This window comes from Pseudomonas fluorescens, assembly GCF_000967965.1.
GTDB lineage: Bacteria > Pseudomonadota > Gammaproteobacteria > Pseudomonadales > Pseudomonadaceae > Aquipseudomonas > Aquipseudomonas grandcourensis.
Genome location: NZ_LACC01000011.1, coordinates 96,270 through 114,984 on the forward strand (window position 1 = coordinate 96,270; position 18,715 = coordinate 114,984).

Below are 18,715 nucleotides of genomic sequence, written 5' to 3' on the forward strand. Positions count from 1 at the left end.
AACGTGTGACCTAAATTGGTGCGTGTCCGGGAGGGCGTGATGAATCTGGAAAGCAAATGGCTGGAGGACTTCAGTGCCCTGGCCGCCACCCGCAGTTTCTCCCAGGCCGCCGAGCGGCGCTTCGTGACGCAGCCGGCGTTCAGTCGGCGAATCCGCAGCCTGGAGGCGGCGCTGGGACTAACCTTGGTCAACCGTTCGCGTACGCCGGTGGAGCTGACGGCGGCAGGGCAATTGTTTCTGGTCACCGCGCGCACCGTGGTCGAACAGCTCGGCGAAGTGCTGCGCCATCTGCATCACCTGGAAGGCGGACAGGGCGAAGTGATGCAGGTCGCTGCCGCGCACTCCCTGGCACTGGGTTTCTTTCCGCGCTGGATCGCGCAGTTGCGCAACGAGGGCCTGAACATCGCCACGCGGCTGGTGGCGACCAACGTCGGCGACGCCGTGCACGCCTTGCGCGAAGGCGGCTGCGATCTGATGTTGGCGTTCTACGACCCGGACGCGGCCATGCAGATGGACCCGGAAATCTTCCCCTCGCTGCACCTTGGCCACACCGAGATGCTGCCGGTGTGTGCCGCCGACGCCGACGGCAAACCGCTGTTCGATCTGGAAGGCGAAGGCAGCGTGCCGCTACTGGCGTACAGCGCCGGTGCGTTTCTCGGCCGTTCGGTGAACATGCTGCTGCGTCAACGGGCGCTGCGCTTCACCACGATTTACGAAACCGCCATGGCCGACAGCCTGAAAAGCATGGCCCTTGAAGGCCTGGGCATCGCCTGGGTGCCGCAATTGAGTGTGCGCGCCGAATTGGCGCGGGGTGAGTTGGTGGTCTGCGGCGGCCCGCAATGGCACGTGCCGCTGGAGATTCGTCTGTACCGCTGTGCGCTGGTACGCAAGGCGAACGTGCGGTTGTTGTGGCGCAAGTTGGAGGGTGGGGCGGGTGCCTAATGGTGTGCGCTGGAGCCAGTTCGCGGGCTCCAGTTTTATTACTGTCGGGTCGATTAAGGAGCATCGCTCAGGAAGGCACTGATCCTTTGACGGTTTGCATTGGTATAAACATGACAGGCGCTGGTCAAATAAGTTGGGGCCGGCATCATGTAACTATCGCACCACCAACCACTCCTATACAGCAATTCGCCGTTTTCATGACTGGCATCGAGCATATGCCCAATTTCATGTCCGACATATAATTCACGGATCAGTGAAGCAATACCGAATTGTTGACCGGCGCCAGCGATGCCTGCTGCTTGGTTGTTAAGTTGGTTTTTTGTAACTAAAAGAAATTTTGTTGTTTTGTTGTAAGGTAAGTTTTTTTCGTTTCTATATTTTAGAGCTAACACTTTCCATTTGTTAGCAGTGGCTTGATGGTCTTCGTTTTCATAAACAAAATTGGTATAGGGTTGCAAATTTCGAATAAATTGAATGGACACCCGGCGCCCGGTAAAGCCTTCGATTTCCTTGATCAAGGGAAGGAAAAACTTCTCAAAAATCTGTGACTGTGGTTCTTTTACATCATCGTGGATGAACGTATTGATAAATATCGTATGCTTGCTCACGTTGGGCGCCTCAAATGGTTGCAACGCTGGCTTATCTTTTTCTGAGGGCCAATGCGTATCATCAATGGGGATGGTCGCCTGTGTAGAGCTGGTAATAAATAAAATTGCGAAAAGCATTGGTTTTAATTTGGTTGATATATTCATGTGTGATTTTACTGATTCTATAGTTAGGTAGAATTGTGTGGCCTCAATTGGCTGTGGGGATTAATAATTCAAAATAACTTGGTTGTGCACTGCTGATATGTGTCGGAAGGTGTTGTGCGGGGGGCTGGTTTGCAGTTGGTTGGTTTGTGTGGTTGGTTGTTAATTGAGTGCGCCCTGGTATTTGTTGTCAGTGCTACATTTTTGACTAACACTGAGTGAATTAACGCAGTTGTGCGGATTGACTTTTGAGTCAGTAAAACAAGGCTTTTTGTCCAGAACCCAATATCGACAGATGGTCACAACAGGGGCTGTTTATCTGCTTCATTGAGGTATACTGCGCGGCCTTCGGCCGGTTACGACCGGCCATAATTCGTACAATCAAGCCACGCATCCTGCGTGGCTTGTTGTTTTTTGACGCGCCTGCGGGCGCCAAGAGAGAAGAGGCACGACGATGAGTGCACTGGTTGGCGTGATCATGGGCTCCAAGTCCGATTGGTCCACCCTTAGCCACACCGCCGATATGCTGGAAAAGCTCGGCATCCCCTACGAGGTGAAAGTGGTCTCTGCCCACCGTACTCCGGACCTGCTGTTCCAGTACGCTGAAGAAGCCGAGGCGCGTGGCATCGAGGTGATCATCGCCGGTGCCGGTGGTGCGGCCCACTTGCCAGGTATGTGTGCGGCCAAGACCCACCTGCCGGTGCTGGGCGTACCAGTACAATCCGCAATGCTCTCGGGCGTTGATTCGCTGCTTTCTATTGTACAGATGCCCGCGGGCATTCCGGTTGCCACCCTGGCCATCGGCAAGGCGGGCGCGATCAACGCAGCGCTGTTGTCGGCGAGTATCCTTGGCGCCAAGCACCCGCAGTTCCACGCGGTGCTGAAAACCTTCCGTGCTGAGCAGACAGACAGCGTCCTGGACAATCCAGACCCACGCATCGCCTGAGGTTGTTGACGATGAAGATCGGTGTAATCGGTGGCGGCCAGTTGGGTCGCATGTTGGCACTGGCGGGCACTCCGCTGGGCATGAATTTCGCTTTCCTGGACCCAGCTCCGGATGCTTGCGCAGCCGCGTTGGGCGAACACCTGCGAGCCGATTACGGCGATCAGGATCACTTGCGTCAGCTGGCCGATGAAGTCGATCTGGTGACCTTCGAGTTCGAAAGCGTTCCGGCCGAGACCGTGGCTTTCCTGTCGCAATTCGTCCCGGTCTACCCGAGCGCCGAAGCGCTGCGCATCGCCCGCGATCGCTGGTTCGAGAAGAGCATGTTCAAGGACCTGGGGATTCCTACCCCGGCGTTCGCCGACATTCAGTCCCAGGCTGATCTGGACGCCGCCGTGGCTTCCATCGGTCTGCCAGCGGTGCTGAAGACCCGTACCCTGGGTTACGACGGCAAGGGTCAGAAAGTCCTGCGCACGCCAGAAGATGTGGTTGGCACCTTTGCCGAACTGGGCAGCGTGGCCTGCCTGCTGGAAGGCTTCGTGCCGTTCACCGGTGAAGTCTCGCTGATCGCCGTGCGTGCCCGCGACGGTGAAACCCGCTTCTATCCGCTGGTACACAACACCCACGAAAGCGGCATTCTCAAGTTGTCCGTGGCCAGCACCGATCACCCGTTGCAAGCCCTGGCCGAAGACTACTCCAGCCGTGTGCTCAAGCAGCTGGATTACGTCGGCGTGATGGCGTTCGAGTTCTTTGAAGTCGACGGTGGCCTCAAGGCCAACGAAATCGCCCCGCGGGTACACAACTCAGGGCACTGGACTACCGAAGGCGCCGAGTGCAGCCAGTTCGAAAACCACCTGCGGGCCGTTGCCGGCCTGCCGTTGGGTTCGACTGCCAAGGTTGGCGAGAGCGCGATGCTCAACTTCATTGGCAAAGTGCCAGAGTCCGAGAAGGTCCTGACCATCGCCGATTGCCATCTGCATCACTATGGCAAGGCGTTCAAGGTCGGCCGCAAGGTCGGTCATGCCAACCTTCGTTGTGCAGACCGCGAGACGCTGGCGGCCCAGATTCTCAAGGTGCAAGCACTGATCGCCGAATAGTTTTTTATGTGCAACGGTGGAACCTTCGGGGTGCGCCGTTCTCTCATGGCAGGTTGCGAAAGTCTGACTAGGCTTTCCAATAGCTACTTCATTGAGAGGAGAATGCCATGGGAATTATCGGAACCATCTTTATCGGCTTGATTGTCGGCCTGCTGGCTCGGTTCCTGAAACCTGGCGATGACAGCATGGGCTGGATCATGACGATCCTGCTCGGTATCGGAGGTTCGCTGGCGGCCACTTACGGCGGCCAAGCCCTGGGCATCTATCAGGCTGGTCAAGGTGCAGGTTTCATCGGTGCGCTGGTGGGCGCCGTTGTGTTGCTGGTGATCTACGGGTTGATCAAAAAGAACTGATCCAGGCGACAAAGCCCTCTCCGCCAAACCGGCCGGGAGGGCTAGAATGCTCGGCGTTTCCTGTTCTTCCCTTTGCCGAGCACCTTCATGCGCCGTCTTTTGTTGACTCTTGTTTTACTGGGTTCGGGCCTTGCCCATGCCGGCGAACTGCCGGAAACCGACTGGCTCGAACTGATGCCAAAGTCGGACCAGAAGGCCCTCGAGGCCATGCCTGAAATCGACCACAACTCCCCTGAATCCAATGGCACTTTCACCGACAAGGGTGGGATGAAGCAGGCCAAAGGCTTGCCGGCGGTGATGTACTCGACCAAGACCGTTGCGTCGATGAACGACAAGAACATCCGCATTGGCGGTTACCCCGTGCCGCTGGAGTCCGATGCCAAGGGCCGCAGTACGTTGTTCTTCCTGGTCCCGTACCCGGGCGCGTGTATCCACGTGCCCCCGCCACCGCCCAACCAACTGGTGCTGGTGCGCTATCCAAAGGGCCTGAAACTGAACGATATCTACACGCCGCTGTGGGTCACCGGCACGCTGAAAGTCGAGAAGGTCAGCAATGACCTGGCCGATGCGGCGTATGCGCTGGATGCGCAGAATGTCAGGGTAGTGAAAGAGTCGGATTTGTAACGCGCCGTCAGATGGCATGGCACAAAAAACTGTGGGAGCGAGCTTGCTCGCGATGAGGTCATAACATTCAACATTTATGTTGCCTGTTACACCGCCATCGCGAGCAAGCCCGCTCCCACATTTGTTATGTGGTGTTGCTTAGAGCTGCTTGCTACCGACGCTCACACCCAGGGTATGGCTCGCCCCTGGTTTCAGGTTCACCACATCGCCCATCACGTTCGCCGTCTCGATGCACAGCATGCGCTGCCAGCCATCGTCGGCCATGTCGCTGAACGCGGTGGCGCGGTCGATCCATGGGTTCCAGATCACCGCGGTGCGCGAGCCAATGCTGGTCAGTTCGATGCGTCGCTCCCAAGCTGGATCGACGATGCTCAACTGCGACGGGACGTCCAGGTAGATGCGATCTGTCTCGCCGGTAAAACGCAAATCACCGGTCTGGGTAACGGTTTTCCAGTTGTCCAGCGTTTCGATGTAGCTCAGGCCATCCACACCTTCGACATGCACTTCGCGCACATCGCTGACGGCAAAGTAACTGTGCAGCGCCTGACTGATGCTGACGGTTTGAGCGCCCCGGTTGTGGCTGATCAGATGGATGTGCAATTGCTCGTCGAGGCGAATGCTCAACGTCAAATCCACCTGGTGCGGCCAGCCGGGAAAGCCGCCTTCGGGGTAGGGCAGGAGGAATTCGACCTTCAGGCTTTCGCCTTCGGCTTCGATGCCACCCAGCTCCCAATCCATCGCTCGCACGAAGCCGTGAGCCGACGGCGCTTCATTGCTGGTGCGCATCGCCTGAACGCTTTGCGGGTTGCGCGCAAAGTTGCCGAACCACGGCCAGCACACCGGCACGCCGGCACGGATGCTCTTGCCGGTCTTGAACACGGCCTCGTCGTTGAGCCAGATCAGCGGCGGCTGGCCGGCCAGTTGATAGCTGAGGATGTGCGCGCCTTGTTGGGCCACCAGCAATTCGGCCTGACCGTGGCGTATGCGCCAGCAGTTCAGTTCATCCAGTTTTACGGCTTCAACATTGGGCGTGCTCATGGGACAGCTCTCGATCAGTAACGTGGACGACTATCGACCGCAAAACGGCTACCAGGTTTAGAAGTTCTTTCAACGAGCCCGCGGGGGAACCGAACGGGTGCGCCCGCTGCCGTCGATGGCAACGAACACAAACACCGCTTCGGTCACTTTACGCCACTCGCTGGACAGTGGATCGTCGCTCCAGACCTCGACCATCATCTTGATCGAGCTGCGGCCGATTTCCAGGGCCTGGGTATAAAAGGAGAGCTGAGCGCCCACCGCCACCGGAACCAGAAAGGCCATGCGGTCGATTGCAACGGTGGCAACGCGCCCACCGGCGACCTTGCTGGCCATCGCGGTGCCTGCCAAATCCATCTGCGCCACCAGCCAGCCGCCGAAAATATCGCCAAAGCCGTTGGTTTCGCGTGGGAGCGCGGTGATTTGCAGGGCCAGGTCGCCTTGCGGGATCGGATCTTCTTGTTCGAGTTCTATCATGCCGGGGGTGCCTCTGACCCGTGACTCTTCGTTGGTATTGCTGGTGGTAGCCGTCTTCGGGAAAAACGATTCAGCACCGAACATACTACGTTCGTCACGTTTTCCATAAGGCGCCTAAAGGGAAACTCTGCGAAATCGCCTATGAACCTGACAGGCGCTTTCGCACAGCAACCCCTCAAAAACCGGAGCAGCTTTGAGTATATCGGTCGGTAGACTCCGCGACGACCGTCCGGTTCTCATTTTGACCGTCAAAAACGCACCTCTATGTGCTTTTTCGAACAATTTGCTATCGTGCCGGACCTGCCCAAACCTCAGCCAGCGTTGTTGAGGTTGCAGATCCGACTATAAGAGAAGCCCTTGCCATGACCACAGCGCCCTCGAGCATCGCGCAGCCAGACCAACCCGCACGTCCGCTGACCCGCAACGACTACAAGACTCTATCGCTGTCTGCCCTGGGCGGCGCGCTGGAGTTCTACGATTTCATCATCTTCGTGTTCTTCGCCACGGTGGTGGGCAAGCTGTTCTTCCCGGCGGACATGCCTGAGTGGCTACGCCTGATGCAGACCTTCGGCATCTTCGCCGCCGGCTATCTGGCGCGGCCGCTGGGCGGCATCGTGATGGCGCACTTCGGCGACCTGCTGGGCCGCAAGAAAATGTTCACCCTGAGCATTTTCATGATGGCCGTGCCGACCTTGATCATGGGTTTGCTGCCGACTTATGCGCAGATCGGCATGTGGGCGCCGATCCTGTTGCTGTTGATGCGGGTGATCCAGGGTGCGGCCATTGGCGGTGAAGTGCCGGGGGCGTGGGTCTTCGTTTCCGAACACGTTCCGCAACGACATGTCGGCTACGCCTGCGGCACCCTGACCAGCGGCCTGACGGCGGGCATCCTGCTCGGTTCGCTGGTCGCCACGGCGATCAACAGCCTCTATACCCCGGTGGAAGTAGCGGATTACGCCTGGCGGATTCCGTTCCTGCTGGGTGGCGTGTTCGGTCTGTTTTCGGTGTACCTGCGTCGCTGGTTGCACGAAACCCCGGTGTTCGCAGAACTGCAACAGCGCAAGGCCTTGGCCGAAGAGGTACCGCTGCGGGCGGTGCTGCGTGACCATCGTGGCGCCATCGCCATTTCGATGCTGCTGACCTGGCTGTTGTCGGCCGCCATCGTGGTATTGATCCTGATGACCCCGACTGTGTTGCAGACGGTCTACCACTTCTCGCCAACCACGTCCCTGCAGGCGAACAGCGTGGCGATCGTGTTCCTGAGCTTTGGTTGCATCATTGCCGGCGCACTGGCCGATCGCTTCGGTGCGGGACGAGTGTTCGTGATCGGCTGTGCCGCGCTGCTGGCCAGTTCCTGGACCTTCTATCACAGCCTGGCCGATCATCCCGACTGGCTGTTCCCGATGTATGCCCTGACCGGTCTGCTGGTCGGCACCATCGGCGCGGTGCCGTATGTGATGGTCAAGGCGTTCCCGCCAGTGGTGCGTTTCAGCGGACTGTCGTTCTCGTACAACGTCGCCTACGCGATTTTCGGCGGCCTGACGCCGATGATCGTCAGCCTGTTGCTCAAGGAGAGTGCGATGGGGCCTGCTTATTATGTGGCGGTGCTGTGTGGGGTCGGGATTCTGGTAGGTGCATATCTCTGGAAGAAGGGCCGCTGATAGCGAGCGATCACAGCACTCCTCACATCTACAGTTACAACTGAAAGGCCAGCCTTCCGAGCGGAGTGCTGGCCTTTCATCCAATTGTCATATTTCAGCCATAGAGTGTTCACACGGCCTGCTGATACTTGGCCCCGACTTAACACACCCTATCTGCTAGGAGTAAGGCATGAAACTGAAGCGTTTGATGGCGGCAATGACTTTTGTCGCTGCTGGCGTTGCGACTGCCAACGCGGTTGCCGCTGTTGACCCTGCTATCCCGAGCTACACCAAGACCACTGGTGTGTCGGGCAACCTGTCCAGCGTTGGTTCCGATACCCTGGCCAACCTCATGACCCTCTGGGCTGAGAACTACAAAAAAGAATACCCGAACGTAAACATCCAGATTCAGGCCGCTGGCTCCGCCACTGCGCCACCTGCGCTGACTGAAGGCACCTCCAACCTGGGCCCGATGAGCCGCAAGATGAAGGACACCGAACTGGCTGCCTTCGAGCAGAAGTACGGCTACAAGCCAACCGCTATCCCGGTTGCCGTGGACGCCCTGGCTGTATTCGTACACAAGGACAACCCGATCCAGCACCTGACCATGGAACAGGTCGACGCGATCTTCTCGTCCACTCGTCTGTGCGGCGCTAAAACCGAAGTCAAAACCTGGGGTGACCTGGGCGTGACCGGCGACCTGGCCAACAAGCCGGTTCAACTGTTCGGTCGTAACTCGGTATCCGGCACCTACGGCTACTTCAAGGAAGAAGCCCTGTGCAAAGGCGACTACAAGCCTAACGTGAACGAACAGCCAGGTTCGGCTTCGGTCGTGCAGTCGATCAGCTCCTCGCTGAACGGCATCGGTTACTCGGGCATCGGTTACAAGACCGCTAGCGTGAAAACCGTTGCTCTGTCGAAGAAAGGCAGCACCGAGTTCATCGAAGACACCGAAGAAAACGCCCTGAACGGCAAGTACCCGCTGTCCCGCTTCCTGTACGTGTACGTCAACAAAGCCCCGAACAAGCCTCTGGCCCCGCTGGAAGCCGAGTTCGTGAAACTGGTTCTGTCGAAACAGGGCCAGGAAGTTGTAGTGAAAGACGGTTACATCCCACTGCCGGCCAAAGTAGCTGCCAAAGCTCTGGCTGACCTGGGTCTGGCGGAAGGCGGCGCTGAAGTCGCAAAAAAGTAACAAACTGAGTCTAGAGTGAACCCCTCTGGACTCACATGGGGGCGGCAGGAGCCGCCCCCATACACCTCAAATTCTCTATCCGCTGCTGGTTACCGCCAGCGGCGGATTTGTTGCGTCACTGCACTGTCATCTTTCTGTCATACAGGATCGCTAGGGTGTGCGAATGAATGATCTGGCCAATTCCAACATGACTACTAATCCCCCCAAGCGAATTGATTTCAATACGCCTGAGTTGCAACGCAAGCGCCGCATTCGCGCGCTCAAAGATCGCCTGACCCGCTGGTACGTCCTCGTTGGCGGCCTCGCTGTACTGGGTGCGATCACCTTGATCTTCTTCTTCCTTGCCTACGTCGTCGCTCCCCTGTTCCAGGGTGCCAGCCTGACCGCCAAGGACGCCATCACGCCAGCCTGGATGCAAGACGCCGGCAAGCCGCTGATGATCTCCCTGGAAGAACAGAACCAGGTTGCGATGCGGGTTTCCGACAAGGGCCAGGCATTGTTCTTCGACATCGACAGTGGCGCCGAACTCAAGCGCGTCGATCTGTCGATCCCGGCCGGCATCACCGTGACCTCCATCGGTGAAGACCAGCCAGGTCACCCGCTGGTGGCGGTGGGTCTGTCCAACGGCCAGGCCCTGGTGTTCCGTCACACATATAAAGTCAGCTACCCGGAAGGCAAGAAAACCATCACCCCGGCCGTCGAGTACCCGTACGGCGAAGCGCCGATCGCGGTCAACGAAGCCGGTGGTGCGCTGGAGCACGTCAGCCTCAACGCCAACGATTCGACCCTGATGCTGGTCGGCTCCACCGGTTCGCAACTCAATGTCCTGTCGCTGACCAGCGAAGAGAACATGATGACCGGCGAAGTCACTAACGAGCAGAAGCGCATCGAACTGCCGCAAATGACCGAGCCGGTGAAGAATATTTTCGTCGACCCGCGTCAGCAGTGGCTGTACGTGATCAACGGACGCGCCCAGGCCGACGTGTTCAGCCTGCGCGACAAAAGCCTCAACGGCCGCTACAAACTGGTGGAAAACGGCGAAACCGAAGTCACCGCCAGCACCCAGCTGGTGGGCGGCATCTCGCTGATCATCGGTGACTCCAAGGGTGGTCTGGCCCAGTGGTTCATGGCTCGCGACCCCGATGGCGAGCAACGTCTGAAGCAGATTCGCACCTTCCAGATGGGCACCACGCCTATCGTTGAAATCACTGCCGAAGAACGCCGCAAGGGCTTCGTTGCCCTCGACGCTTCCGGCAAGCTTGGCGTGTTCCACAGTACCGCCCACCGCACCTTGCTGGTGGAACCGGTCGCTGAAGGCCAGGGCATTTTCGGTCTATCGCCTCGTGCCAACCGCCTGATCGTGGAAGCTGGCGGCAAGTTGCACCCGCTGCTTCTCGACAACCCGCACCCGGAAGTCTCGTGGAGCGCGCTGTGGAGCAAGGTCTGGTACGAGAACTACGACGAGCCTAAATACGTCTGGCAATCGACCGCCGCCAACACCGACTTCGAACCCAAGCTGAGCCTGTCGCCGCTGACATTCGGTACCCTGAAAGCCGCGTTCTACGCCATGCTGCTGGCCGCACCACTGGCCGTTGCCGCTGCGATCTACACCGCGTACTTCATGGCTCCGGGCATGCGCCGCAAGGTCAAGCCGGTGATCGAGTTGATGGAAGCAATGCCGACGGTGATCCTCGGTTTCTTCGCCGGTCTGTTCCTCGCACCGTATGTGGAAGGGCATTTGCCGGGCATCTTCAGCCTGCTGATGCTGCTGCCGATCGGTATTCTGGTCGCCGGTTTTACCTTCAGCCGCCTGCCTGAGTCGATCCGCCTGAAAGTCCCGGATGGCTGGGAAAGTGCGCTGCTGATTCCGGTGATCCTGTTTGTGGGCTGGCTGTCGCTGTACATGAGCCCGTTCATGGAAAACTGGTTCTTCGGTGGCGACATGCGCATGTGGATCTCCCACGACCTGGGCATCACCTACGACCAGCGCAACGCCCTGGTGGTCGGCCTGGCCATGGGCTTCGCGGTGATCCCGAACATCTACTCCATCGCCGAAGACGCCGTGTTCAGCGTGCCTCGCGGCCTGACCCTGGGCTCCCTGGCCCTCGGTGCCACGCCGTGGCAGACCATGACCCGCGTGGTGATCCTCACCGCGAGCCCGGGCATCTTCTCGGCGCTGATGATCGGCATGGGCCGTGCGGTCGGTGAAACCATGATCGTGTTGATGGCTACCGGTAACACCCCGGTCATGGAAATGAACCTGTTCGAAGGCCTGCGCACCCTGGCGGCCAACGTTGCAGTGGAAATGCCCGAATCGGAAGTCGGCGGCAGCCACTACCGCGTGCTGTTCCTCTCGGCGCTGGTGCTGCTGTTGTTCACCTTCGTCATGAACACCCTCGCGGAACTGATTCGTCAGCGTCTGCGCAAGAAATACTCGTCGCTTTAAGAAAGGTAGAAGTCTGTGAAACAGAACTCCCTGAAAGGATGGTTCAAGAGCGGCGCCCCCGGCGTCTGGATCAGCGGTGGCGCGGTGTCCATCGCGGTCATCATGACCATTGGCCTGCTGGCAGTGATTGCCGTGCGCGGCCTGGGTCACTTCTGGCCGGCGGATCTGATCCATGCCAGCTACGACGTGCCGGGCCAGGGCCAGCACCTGGTCATTGGCGAAGTGGTGCAGAAAGAAGAAGTGCCACGTGCCCGCCTGAAGAGCGCCGGCCTGCCGGTGCCTGACGAAGGCCCTGAGTTCATGACCCGCGAGCTGATCAAGGTCGGCAACCGTGACCTGAACGGCAACGACTTCACCTGGATCGTCGGTGAGTGGCTGACCAAACAGACGACGCCGCCGGAGCTGATGGCCATCGAGCGTCGCGAGTGGGGCAATTTCTACGGCTACCTGGTCAACGTCAAACAGGATGGCAAGGTTGTCGCTGAAGGCGAAGCCGCATGGCCTGAGTTGCAGGCCCGTGTCGACCGCGTCAACAAGCTGGCTGCACAGCTCAAGAACCTGGAAAAAACCGACATCGGCGCGATCAACGCCGGTCTCGAGCGCATCCGTCTGCACGGTCGCAAGCTGGAGCTCGATGGCAAGCTCGACGCCACCGCACAAGCGGACATGGAATCGGAGCGCGCCGAACTCAATGCTCGCTATCAGGATGTTGAAGCGCGCCTGACCGATCTGCATGCGCAGTTCAACCGTGACAGCCTGACCGCCCGCGATGCGAACGGTAAGGAAATCGAAATCGGCATTGGCAAAGTGGTGCACGCCTATCAGCCGAACGCCATGAGCACGACCACCAAGATCGGTTTCTACTTCAGCAAGGTCTGGGAGTTCCTGAGCGACGACCCGCGTGAAGCGAACACCGAAGGCGGGATCTTCCCGGCCATCTTCGGCACCGTGATGATGACCCTGATCATGGCGATGATCGTGACCCCGTTCGGCGTGCTGGCGGCGGTGTACCTGCGTGAATACGCCAAGCAGAATGCGCTGACCCGGGTGATCCGCATCGCGGTGAACAACCTGGCGGGCGTTCCGGCGATCGTTTACGGCGTGTTCGGCCTGGGCTTCTTCGTCTACGTGCTGGGTGGCTCGCTCGACCGTCTGTTCTTCCCGGAAGCACTGCCGGCACCGACCTTCGGTACGCCGGGTCTGCTCTGGGCTTCGCTGACCCTGGCGCTGCTGGCGGTGCCGGTGGTGATCGTGGCCACCGAAGAAGGCCTGGCGCGGATTCCTCGCACTGTGCGTGAAGGCTCGTTGGCCCTCGGCGCGACCAAGGCTGAAACCTTGTGGAAGATCGTGCTGCCGATGGCCAGCCCGGCAATGATGACCGGCATGATCCTCGCCGTGGCCCGCGCCGCGGGTGAAGTGGCGCCGCTGATGCTGGTGGGTGTGGTGAAACTGGCGCCGTCGCTGCCGGTGGACGGTAACTACCCGTACCTGCACCTGGACCAGAAGATCATGCACCTGGGCTTCCACATCTATGACGTCGGCTTCCAGAGCCCGAACGTCGAAGCCGCACGACCGCTGGTGTACGCAACGGCGCTGCTGCTGGTGCTGGTGATCGCGACATTGAACCTGTCGGCGGTGTACATCCGTAACCACCTGCGCGAGAAGTACAAGGCGTTGGATAGCTGATTTCTTATGTGGGAGCGAGCCTGCTCGCGAAGCTTTTGGCGCCAGTGATGGCCCCTTCGCGAGCAGGCTCGCTCCCACAAAAACCGAACCGAATTTGTTAGCACAGGGAGCCTCCCATGCAGCACGAAGCACATACCCACGGCATCAACATGTCGGCCCTGGGTCGCGACAAACAGAGCCTGAACCTCGAGCAGGAAACCGTAGCCATTGAAGTACCGGGCCTGAGCCTGTTCTACGGCGAAAAACAAGCGCTGTACGATGTCAGCATGAACATCCCGAAACAGCGCGTGACCGCCTTCATCGGCCCGTCCGGCTGCGGCAAGTCCACGTTGCTGCGTACCTTCAACCGCATGAACGACCTGGTTGACGGCTGCCGCGTTGAAGGCGAGATCAACCTGTACGGCAACAACATCTACCGCAAGGGTGAAGACGTGGCCGAGCTGCGTCGTCGCGTCGGCATGGTGTTCCAGAAGCCCAACCCGTTCCCGAAAACCATCTACGAAAACGTGGTTTACGGCCTGCGCATCCAGGGCATCAACAAGAAGCGTGTGCTCGACGAAGCCGTTGAGTGGGCGTTGAAAGGCGCGGCACTGTGGGACGAGGTCAAGGACCGTCTGCACGAGTCGGCACTGGGCCTGTCCGGTGGTCAGCAGCAGCGTCTGGTGATCGCCCGCACCATCGCCGTTGAGCCGGAAGTCCTGCTGCTCGACGAACCGTGCTCGGCACTCGACCCGATCTCCACGCTGAAAGTCGAAGAACTGATCTACGAACTGAAATCCAAGTTCACCATCGTGATCGTGACCCACAACATGCAACAGGCGGCGCGGGTGTCCGACTACACCGCGTTCATGTACATGGGCAAGCTGGTTGAGTTTGGCGACACCGATACCCTGTTCACCAACCCGGCGAAGAAGCAGACCGAAGACTACATCACCGGTCGCTATGGCTAGCAGCAGCCACAAGCCGCAAGTTTCAAGCGGCAAGTCAGGGCGGTTCGGGTACAACACATCAGCTTGCAGCTTGTAGCTTGCAGCTCACAGCTTTTGCGGAGCAGACAACATGATTTCTAAGGAAGGCCTTACACACCACATCTCCCAGCAGTTCAACGCCGAACTGGAGGAAGTGCGCAGCCACCTCCTGGCCATGGGCGGGCTGGTCGAGAAACAGGTCAACGACGCGGTCACCGCGCTGATCGAGGCCGACTCCGGCCTGGCCCAGCAGGTGCGTGAGATCGACGACCAGATCAATCAGATGGAACGCAACATCGACGAAGAATGCCTGCGCATTCTGGCCCGTCGTCAGCCGGCGGCTTCCGACCTGCGCCTGATCATCAGCATTTCCAAGTCGGTGATCGACCTGGAGCGCATCGGTGACGAAGCGACCAAGATCGCCCGTCGCGCCATCCAGCTTTGCGAAGAAGGTGAAGCGCCGCGCGGTTACGTCGAAGTGCGCCACATCGGTGACCAGGTGCGCAACATGGTCCGCGACGCATTGGACGCCTTTGCCCGTTTCGACGCCGAACTGGCCTTGTCGGTGGCGCAGTACGACAAGATCATCGACCGCGAATACAAGACCGCCCTGCGTGAGCTGGCCACCTACATGATGGAAGACCCGCGTTCCATTTCGCGGGTTCTGAGCATTATCTGGGTGTTGCGTTCGCTGGAGCGTATCGGCGACCACGCGCGCAATATCTCGGAGCTGGTGATCTACCTTGTACGCGGCACCGACGTGCGACACCTGGGTCTCAAGCGCATGAAGGAAGAAGTCGAAGGAACCAGTGGCGAAAGCGCTAATGTTCCGGGCAAAACTGACGATAAGTAAGGTTGCCCAAGTAAAGCGCCCGGCCTTTTGGCCGGGCGTTTTTGTTTGTGGCTTACAAATTCGAAAAGCAGCACCCCGCGAACGAAAAGTCCGGCGTGACTGAAGGTTTTTTGGCAATGTGCCATCAGCAAGGCGGTATGCTGGCCGGGATTTTTTAAAGGGGTTTTGGATGAGTAAGGTCAGTGTGTTGGTCGTGGACGACGCGTCGTTCATTCGTGACCTGGTGAAGAAGTGCCTGCGCAATTATTTTCCGGGCATGCGGATCGAAGACGCGATCAACGGCAGAAAGGCCCAGGCCATGCTGGCCAAGGAAGCCTTCGACCTGGTCCTTTGCGACTGGGAAATGCCGGAAATGTCCGGCCTGGAACTGCTGACCTGGTGCCGCGAGCAAGACAACCTCAAGGCCATGCCTTTCGTGATGGTGACCAGCCGTGGCGACAAGGAGAACGTTGTCCAGGCGATCCAGGCCGGAGTTTCCGGTTACGTCAGCAAGCCGTTCACCAACGAGCAACTGATCACCAAGGTCAAGCAGGCGCTGCACAAGGTTGGCAAACTCGATGCCTTGATCAACGTCGCCGCGACCAAAACCAGCCCTGCCTTCGCTAACGACTCCCTTGCCGCCTTGACCGGTGGCAAGGCCCCCGTCGTCACGCCAACGGCCGCACCCGCACCGTCCAAAGGCTTGCTCAACAGTCCGCCGGTCAAGGCGCCTGCGGCCTCTTCGGCACCCACCAGTGGCCGTGGCCAGGGTCAACTGCGTTTGCCAAACGGTATCGCGCAATGCGTGATCAAGGCCTTGAGCCTCAAGGAAGCCCTGTTGGTGGTCAAGCGCACCGAGACCCTTCCGCAGATCCTCGACAGCGCCGTGCTGGACCTGGAGCAGGGCGATAACGCCGAAGTCGCCCGCCTCAATGGCTACCTGCACGCTGTCGTGGCTCACGAACCGAAGCCCGACAGCGATTGGCTGCAACTGACCTTCCGTTTTGTCGACCAGGATGCACAGAAGCTCGATTACATCTCGCGCCTGATTGCGCGTGGTACGGCGCAGAAGCACTTCATTCCTGGCGCTTGATATAGCGTCGCCTGACAGTCCGCTTTCGCGAGAAGGCTCGGTCCCACATTTGTAATGCGTTCTCTTGTGGGAGCGAGCTTGCTCCGGGCGGCGATCCGACGATGGGGTCATCACGGTTACCGCACATCTGCTGAACACCTTTTCTGAAACATCTGCCGACTACCCGGGTCCATTGCAGCTGCTAGGCTCCATCCCAGATCTCACTCGACAGAATCCTTGCTCATGTTCACGCGCCTGCTGCTTTTATGTGGCCTGTTCATGGTCGCCAACTCGGCCATGGCCATGACCATCTACAAATCCAAAGATGTCTATGGCGTGGTGTCCTACAGCGACCGCCCCAGCAAAGGCGCCCATGTGTTCGTTTTTCGCGATGGCATGGTCGAGCACCTTGAGCGTCAGGTGCGCCTCATCATCATGAAGAAGAACGGCGTGCACAGCGTGTACGTGCGCAATGACCTGTATGCACCGGTAGAAGTCGAATTGAGTTTTGCCGGGGTGAAGAACGCCAGCGGTGTGCCGGGCGGGACGATTCGGCGCGTGATACCGCTACGCAGCAGCGTTCGCCTGGCGCAGTTCACGGCGACTAAAGGTGGAAAGCCGATAGCGTACGTCCCGAAGTTCAATTACTCCCTGGGCGACCCCTCAGGACCCACGGTGGGCTATCGGTACCCGTTGCCCTGGCGTGGCGGACCGTTCCGGATAAGCCAGGGCGCCAATGGCCCCTACAGCCACTTCGGGCCCAAGAGCCGTTACGCCATAGACATCGCGATGCCTGAGGGCACGCCGATCATTGCTGCGCGAGGCGGGGTGGTGGTGAAAACCGAGAACAGACAGAGCGGACGCGGCACCGACGCATCCGGCAATTTCGTGCGGGTGCTGCACGATGACGGGACCATGGGTGTTTACCTGCACCTGAAGAAAGGCTCGGTCTGCGTTCGGGAAGGTCAGCGGGTAACGGTAGGGAATGCGCTGGCGTTGTCCGGTAACACCGGCAACAGCACCGGGCCGCATTTGCACTTCGTGGTGCAACGCAATACCGGGCTGGGGCTGGTATCGATTCCGTATCAGTTCAACCAGCCGGTCAGCGCGCTGCCCAACTTTGCGTTGGGCAAGCAGTGATCACGGCGCAGAGGGTGCAAGAGGCTTTTGTGGCGAGGGAGCTTGTCGGATCGCCACAACTGCAATCAATCCAGCATCAACACCTTGGCCAGAACGATCTTCGGCCCTTTCATCTTCTTGATGATGATCCGCAGGCCTTCGACTTCCAGCACTTCTTCCTCTTCGGGAACCCGCTTTAGGCTCTCGTAGACCAGCCCGGCAAGGGTTTCGGCTTCGACGTGGTCGAGGTCGATGCCCAGCAGTCGCTCAACCTTGAACAGCGGCGTATCGCCCCGCACCAGCAGTTTGCCCGGCTGATACGCGAGGATCCCGCGTTCGGCCTTGCGGTGTTCGTCCTGGATGTCGCCCACCAGCACTTCCAGCACGTCTTCCATGGTCAGGTAGCCGATGATGTTGCCGTCGGCCTCTTCGACCACGGCGAAGTGCGAGCCGCCCTTGCGGAACTGTTCCAGCAACTGCGACAGCGGCATGTGCCGCGACACCCGCTCCAGCGGGCGGGTCAGTTCGGCGAGGTTGAACGACTCGGGAATGTGGTCCAGAGCCGCCAGTTCCAGCAGCAGATCCTTGATGTGCAGCAGGCCGACGAACTCCTGGCGCTCGCTGTCGTACACCGGGTAGCGGCTGAACTTGTGGCGACGGAACATCGCCAGGATCTGCTTGAGCGGCGCGTTGAACTCCAGGGTCACCAGGTCTTCGCGAGAGTTGGCCCAGTCGACCACTTCCAGTTCGCCCATTTCCACCGCCGAGGCCAAGACACGCATGCCTTGGTCGCTCGGGTCCTGGCCACGGCTGGAGTGCAGGATCAGTTTAAGTTCTTCACGGCTGTAATGGTGTTCGTGATGCGGGCCGGGCTCACCTTGGCCTGCAATGCGCAGGATGGTGTTGGCGCTGGCGTTGAGCAGGTAGATGGCCGGGTACATGGCCCAGTAGAACAGGTACAGCGGCACGGCGGTCCACAGCGACAGCAACTCGGGTTTGCGGATCGCCCAGGATTTCGGGGCCAGTTCGCCGACCACGATGTGCAGGTACGAAATGATGAAAAAGGCGGTGAAGAACGATATGCCTTTGACCACTTCGTCCGATTGGACGCCCACCGCGCTGAGCAGCGGTTCGAGAATGAGTGCGAACGCCGGCTCACCGACCCAGCCAAGGCCCAGGGAGGCTAGGGTGATACCCAGCTGGCAGGCAGACAGGTATGCGTCGAGCTTGCTGTGTACGGTGCGCAGGATGTGCCCGCGCCAGCCATGTTTATCAGCGATGGCCTCGACCCGGGTCGAGCGCAATTTGACCATGGCAAACTCCGCCGCAACGAAAAAACCGTTGAGCAAAACCAGGATCAGAGCAAAAAGAATCATGCCGAAGTCGGCGAAAATTGTAGCGAGGGTCAAGCCAGGGGAAGGGTCCATGATGGAGTTTTGCGGGTTCCGTGAATTCGAGAAGGAAAGAAAAAACTGCGCCTGAAAAGCAGGCGCAAGTCAGCCAATGTAGCGGCTGACCGGCCAGTTGCCTAGTGGTGCGT

At 59.2% G+C, this 18,715-nt stretch carries 17 protein-coding genes; 13 read left to right on the top strand and 4 right to left on the bottom strand.

Annotated elements, in window-relative coordinates; translation table 11 throughout:
* The first annotated feature begins 39 nt into the window (after window positions 1-39).
* On the top strand, window positions 40-942 hold the full coding sequence (locus tag VC35_RS07430) for a LysR substrate-binding domain-containing protein (protein ID WP_046038892.1): 903 nt from the start codon (window positions 40-42) through the stop codon (window positions 940-942).
* A 53-nt stretch (window positions 943-995) separates the two neighbouring features.
* On the opposite strand, the gene VC35_RS07435 is transcribed toward VC35_RS07430, so the two are convergent.
* On the bottom strand, window positions 996-1,694 hold the full coding sequence (locus VC35_RS07435) for a hypothetical protein (RefSeq protein ID WP_185754756.1): 699 nt from the start codon (window positions 1,692-1,694) through the stop codon (window positions 996-998).
* A 451-nt stretch (window positions 1,695-2,145) separates the two neighbouring features.
* Here VC35_RS07435 and purE point away from each other — a divergent pair, with 451 nt between their 5' ends.
* The 4 genes from purE to VC35_RS07455 all read left to right on the top strand — a co-directional run bounded on the left by purE (window position 2,146) and on the right by VC35_RS07455 (window position 4,708).
* The gene (gene purE, locus VC35_RS07440; protein WP_046038893.1) at window positions 2,146-2,637 is read left to right on the top strand and encodes a 5-(carboxyamino)imidazole ribonucleotide mutase; all 492 of its coding nucleotides are present in this window, start codon (window positions 2,146-2,148) and stop codon (window positions 2,635-2,637) included.
* 11 nt (window positions 2,638-2,648) lie between these two features.
* The gene (locus VC35_RS07445; protein ID WP_046038894.1) at window positions 2,649-3,731 is read left to right on the top strand and encodes a 5-(carboxyamino)imidazole ribonucleotide synthase; all 1,083 of its coding nucleotides are present in this window, start codon (window positions 2,649-2,651) and stop codon (window positions 3,729-3,731) included.
* 107 nt (window positions 3,732-3,838) lie between these two features.
* Entirely contained in the window at window positions 3,839-4,084 is a 246-nt protein-coding gene (locus VC35_RS07450) for a GlsB/YeaQ/YmgE family stress response membrane protein (protein ID WP_008030708.1), read from the top strand.
* A gap of 87 nt (window positions 4,085-4,171) precedes the next feature.
* Window positions 4,172-4,708, top strand: coding sequence for a DUF3299 domain-containing protein (locus tag VC35_RS07455; RefSeq protein ID WP_046039535.1), 537 nt, complete (start codon window positions 4,172-4,174; stop codon window positions 4,706-4,708).
* A 138-nt stretch (window positions 4,709-4,846) separates the two neighbouring features.
* Here the strand turns inward: VC35_RS07455 and VC35_RS07460 are convergent, their stop codons facing one another.
* Together VC35_RS07460 and VC35_RS07465 are read right to left on the bottom strand one after the other, a co-directional pair.
* Window positions 4,847-5,746 carry a D-hexose-6-phosphate mutarotase gene (locus VC35_RS07460; RefSeq protein ID WP_046038897.1) on the bottom strand — a complete coding sequence of 300 codons (900 nt, stop codon included), beginning with the start codon at window positions 5,744-5,746 and terminating at the stop codon, window positions 4,847-4,849.
* Window positions 5,747-5,815: 69 nt separating this feature from the next.
* Complete coding sequence (locus VC35_RS07465; RefSeq protein ID WP_007942704.1) at window positions 5,816-6,220, bottom strand: acyl-CoA thioesterase; 405 nt, start codon at window positions 6,218-6,220, stop codon at window positions 5,816-5,818.
* 362 nt (window positions 6,221-6,582) lie between these two features.
* Here VC35_RS07465 and VC35_RS07470 point away from each other — a divergent pair, with 362 nt between their 5' ends.
* From VC35_RS07470 to VC35_RS07505, 8 genes are all read left to right on the top strand, one after another.
* A complete protein-coding gene (locus VC35_RS07470; RefSeq protein ID WP_046038899.1) occupies window positions 6,583-7,881 on the top strand; it encodes an MFS transporter in 1,299 nt (432 codons plus the stop codon).
* Between the two features lie 169 nt (window positions 7,882-8,050).
* Window positions 8,051-9,052, top strand: coding sequence for a phosphate ABC transporter substrate-binding protein PstS (locus VC35_RS07475; RefSeq protein WP_007992839.1), 1,002 nt, complete (start codon window positions 8,051-8,053; stop codon window positions 9,050-9,052).
* Window positions 9,053-9,464: 412 nt separating this feature from the next.
* A complete protein-coding gene (locus VC35_RS07480; protein ID WP_185754760.1) occupies window positions 9,465-11,498 on the top strand; it encodes an ABC transporter permease subunit in 2,034 nt (677 codons plus the stop codon).
* A 15-nt stretch (window positions 11,499-11,513) separates the two neighbouring features.
* The gene (gene pstA / locus VC35_RS07485) at window positions 11,514-13,184 is read left to right on the top strand and encodes a phosphate ABC transporter permease PstA (RefSeq protein WP_046038904.1); all 1,671 of its coding nucleotides are present in this window, start codon (window positions 11,514-11,516) and stop codon (window positions 13,182-13,184) included.
* A gap of 116 nt (window positions 13,185-13,300) precedes the next feature.
* Entirely contained in the window at window positions 13,301-14,134 is an 834-nt protein-coding gene (gene pstB / locus VC35_RS07490; protein WP_007971742.1) for a phosphate ABC transporter ATP-binding protein PstB, read from the top strand.
* 109 nt (window positions 14,135-14,243) lie between these two features.
* Window positions 14,244-15,005: a phosphate signaling complex protein PhoU gene (gene phoU, locus VC35_RS07495; RefSeq protein ID WP_046038908.1), complete on the top strand. Its 762-nt coding sequence runs from the start codon at window positions 14,244-14,246 to the stop codon at window positions 15,003-15,005.
* A 169-nt stretch (window positions 15,006-15,174) separates the two neighbouring features.
* Window positions 15,175-16,077: a response regulator gene (locus tag VC35_RS07500; RefSeq protein ID WP_046038910.1), complete on the top strand. Its 903-nt coding sequence runs from the start codon at window positions 15,175-15,177 to the stop codon at window positions 16,075-16,077.
* 222 nt (window positions 16,078-16,299) lie between these two features.
* Window positions 16,300-17,196, top strand: a complete 897-nt coding sequence (locus VC35_RS07505; RefSeq protein WP_046038912.1) for a peptidoglycan DD-metalloendopeptidase family protein — start codon at window positions 16,300-16,302, stop codon at window positions 17,194-17,196.
* A 65-nt stretch (window positions 17,197-17,261) separates the two neighbouring features.
* Here the strand turns inward: VC35_RS07505 and VC35_RS07510 are convergent, their stop codons facing one another.
* Window positions 17,262-18,602: a hemolysin family protein gene (locus VC35_RS07510; RefSeq protein ID WP_046038913.1), complete on the bottom strand. Its 1,341-nt coding sequence runs from the start codon at window positions 18,600-18,602 to the stop codon at window positions 17,262-17,264.
* Window positions 18,603-18,715 lie beyond the last annotated feature (113 nt).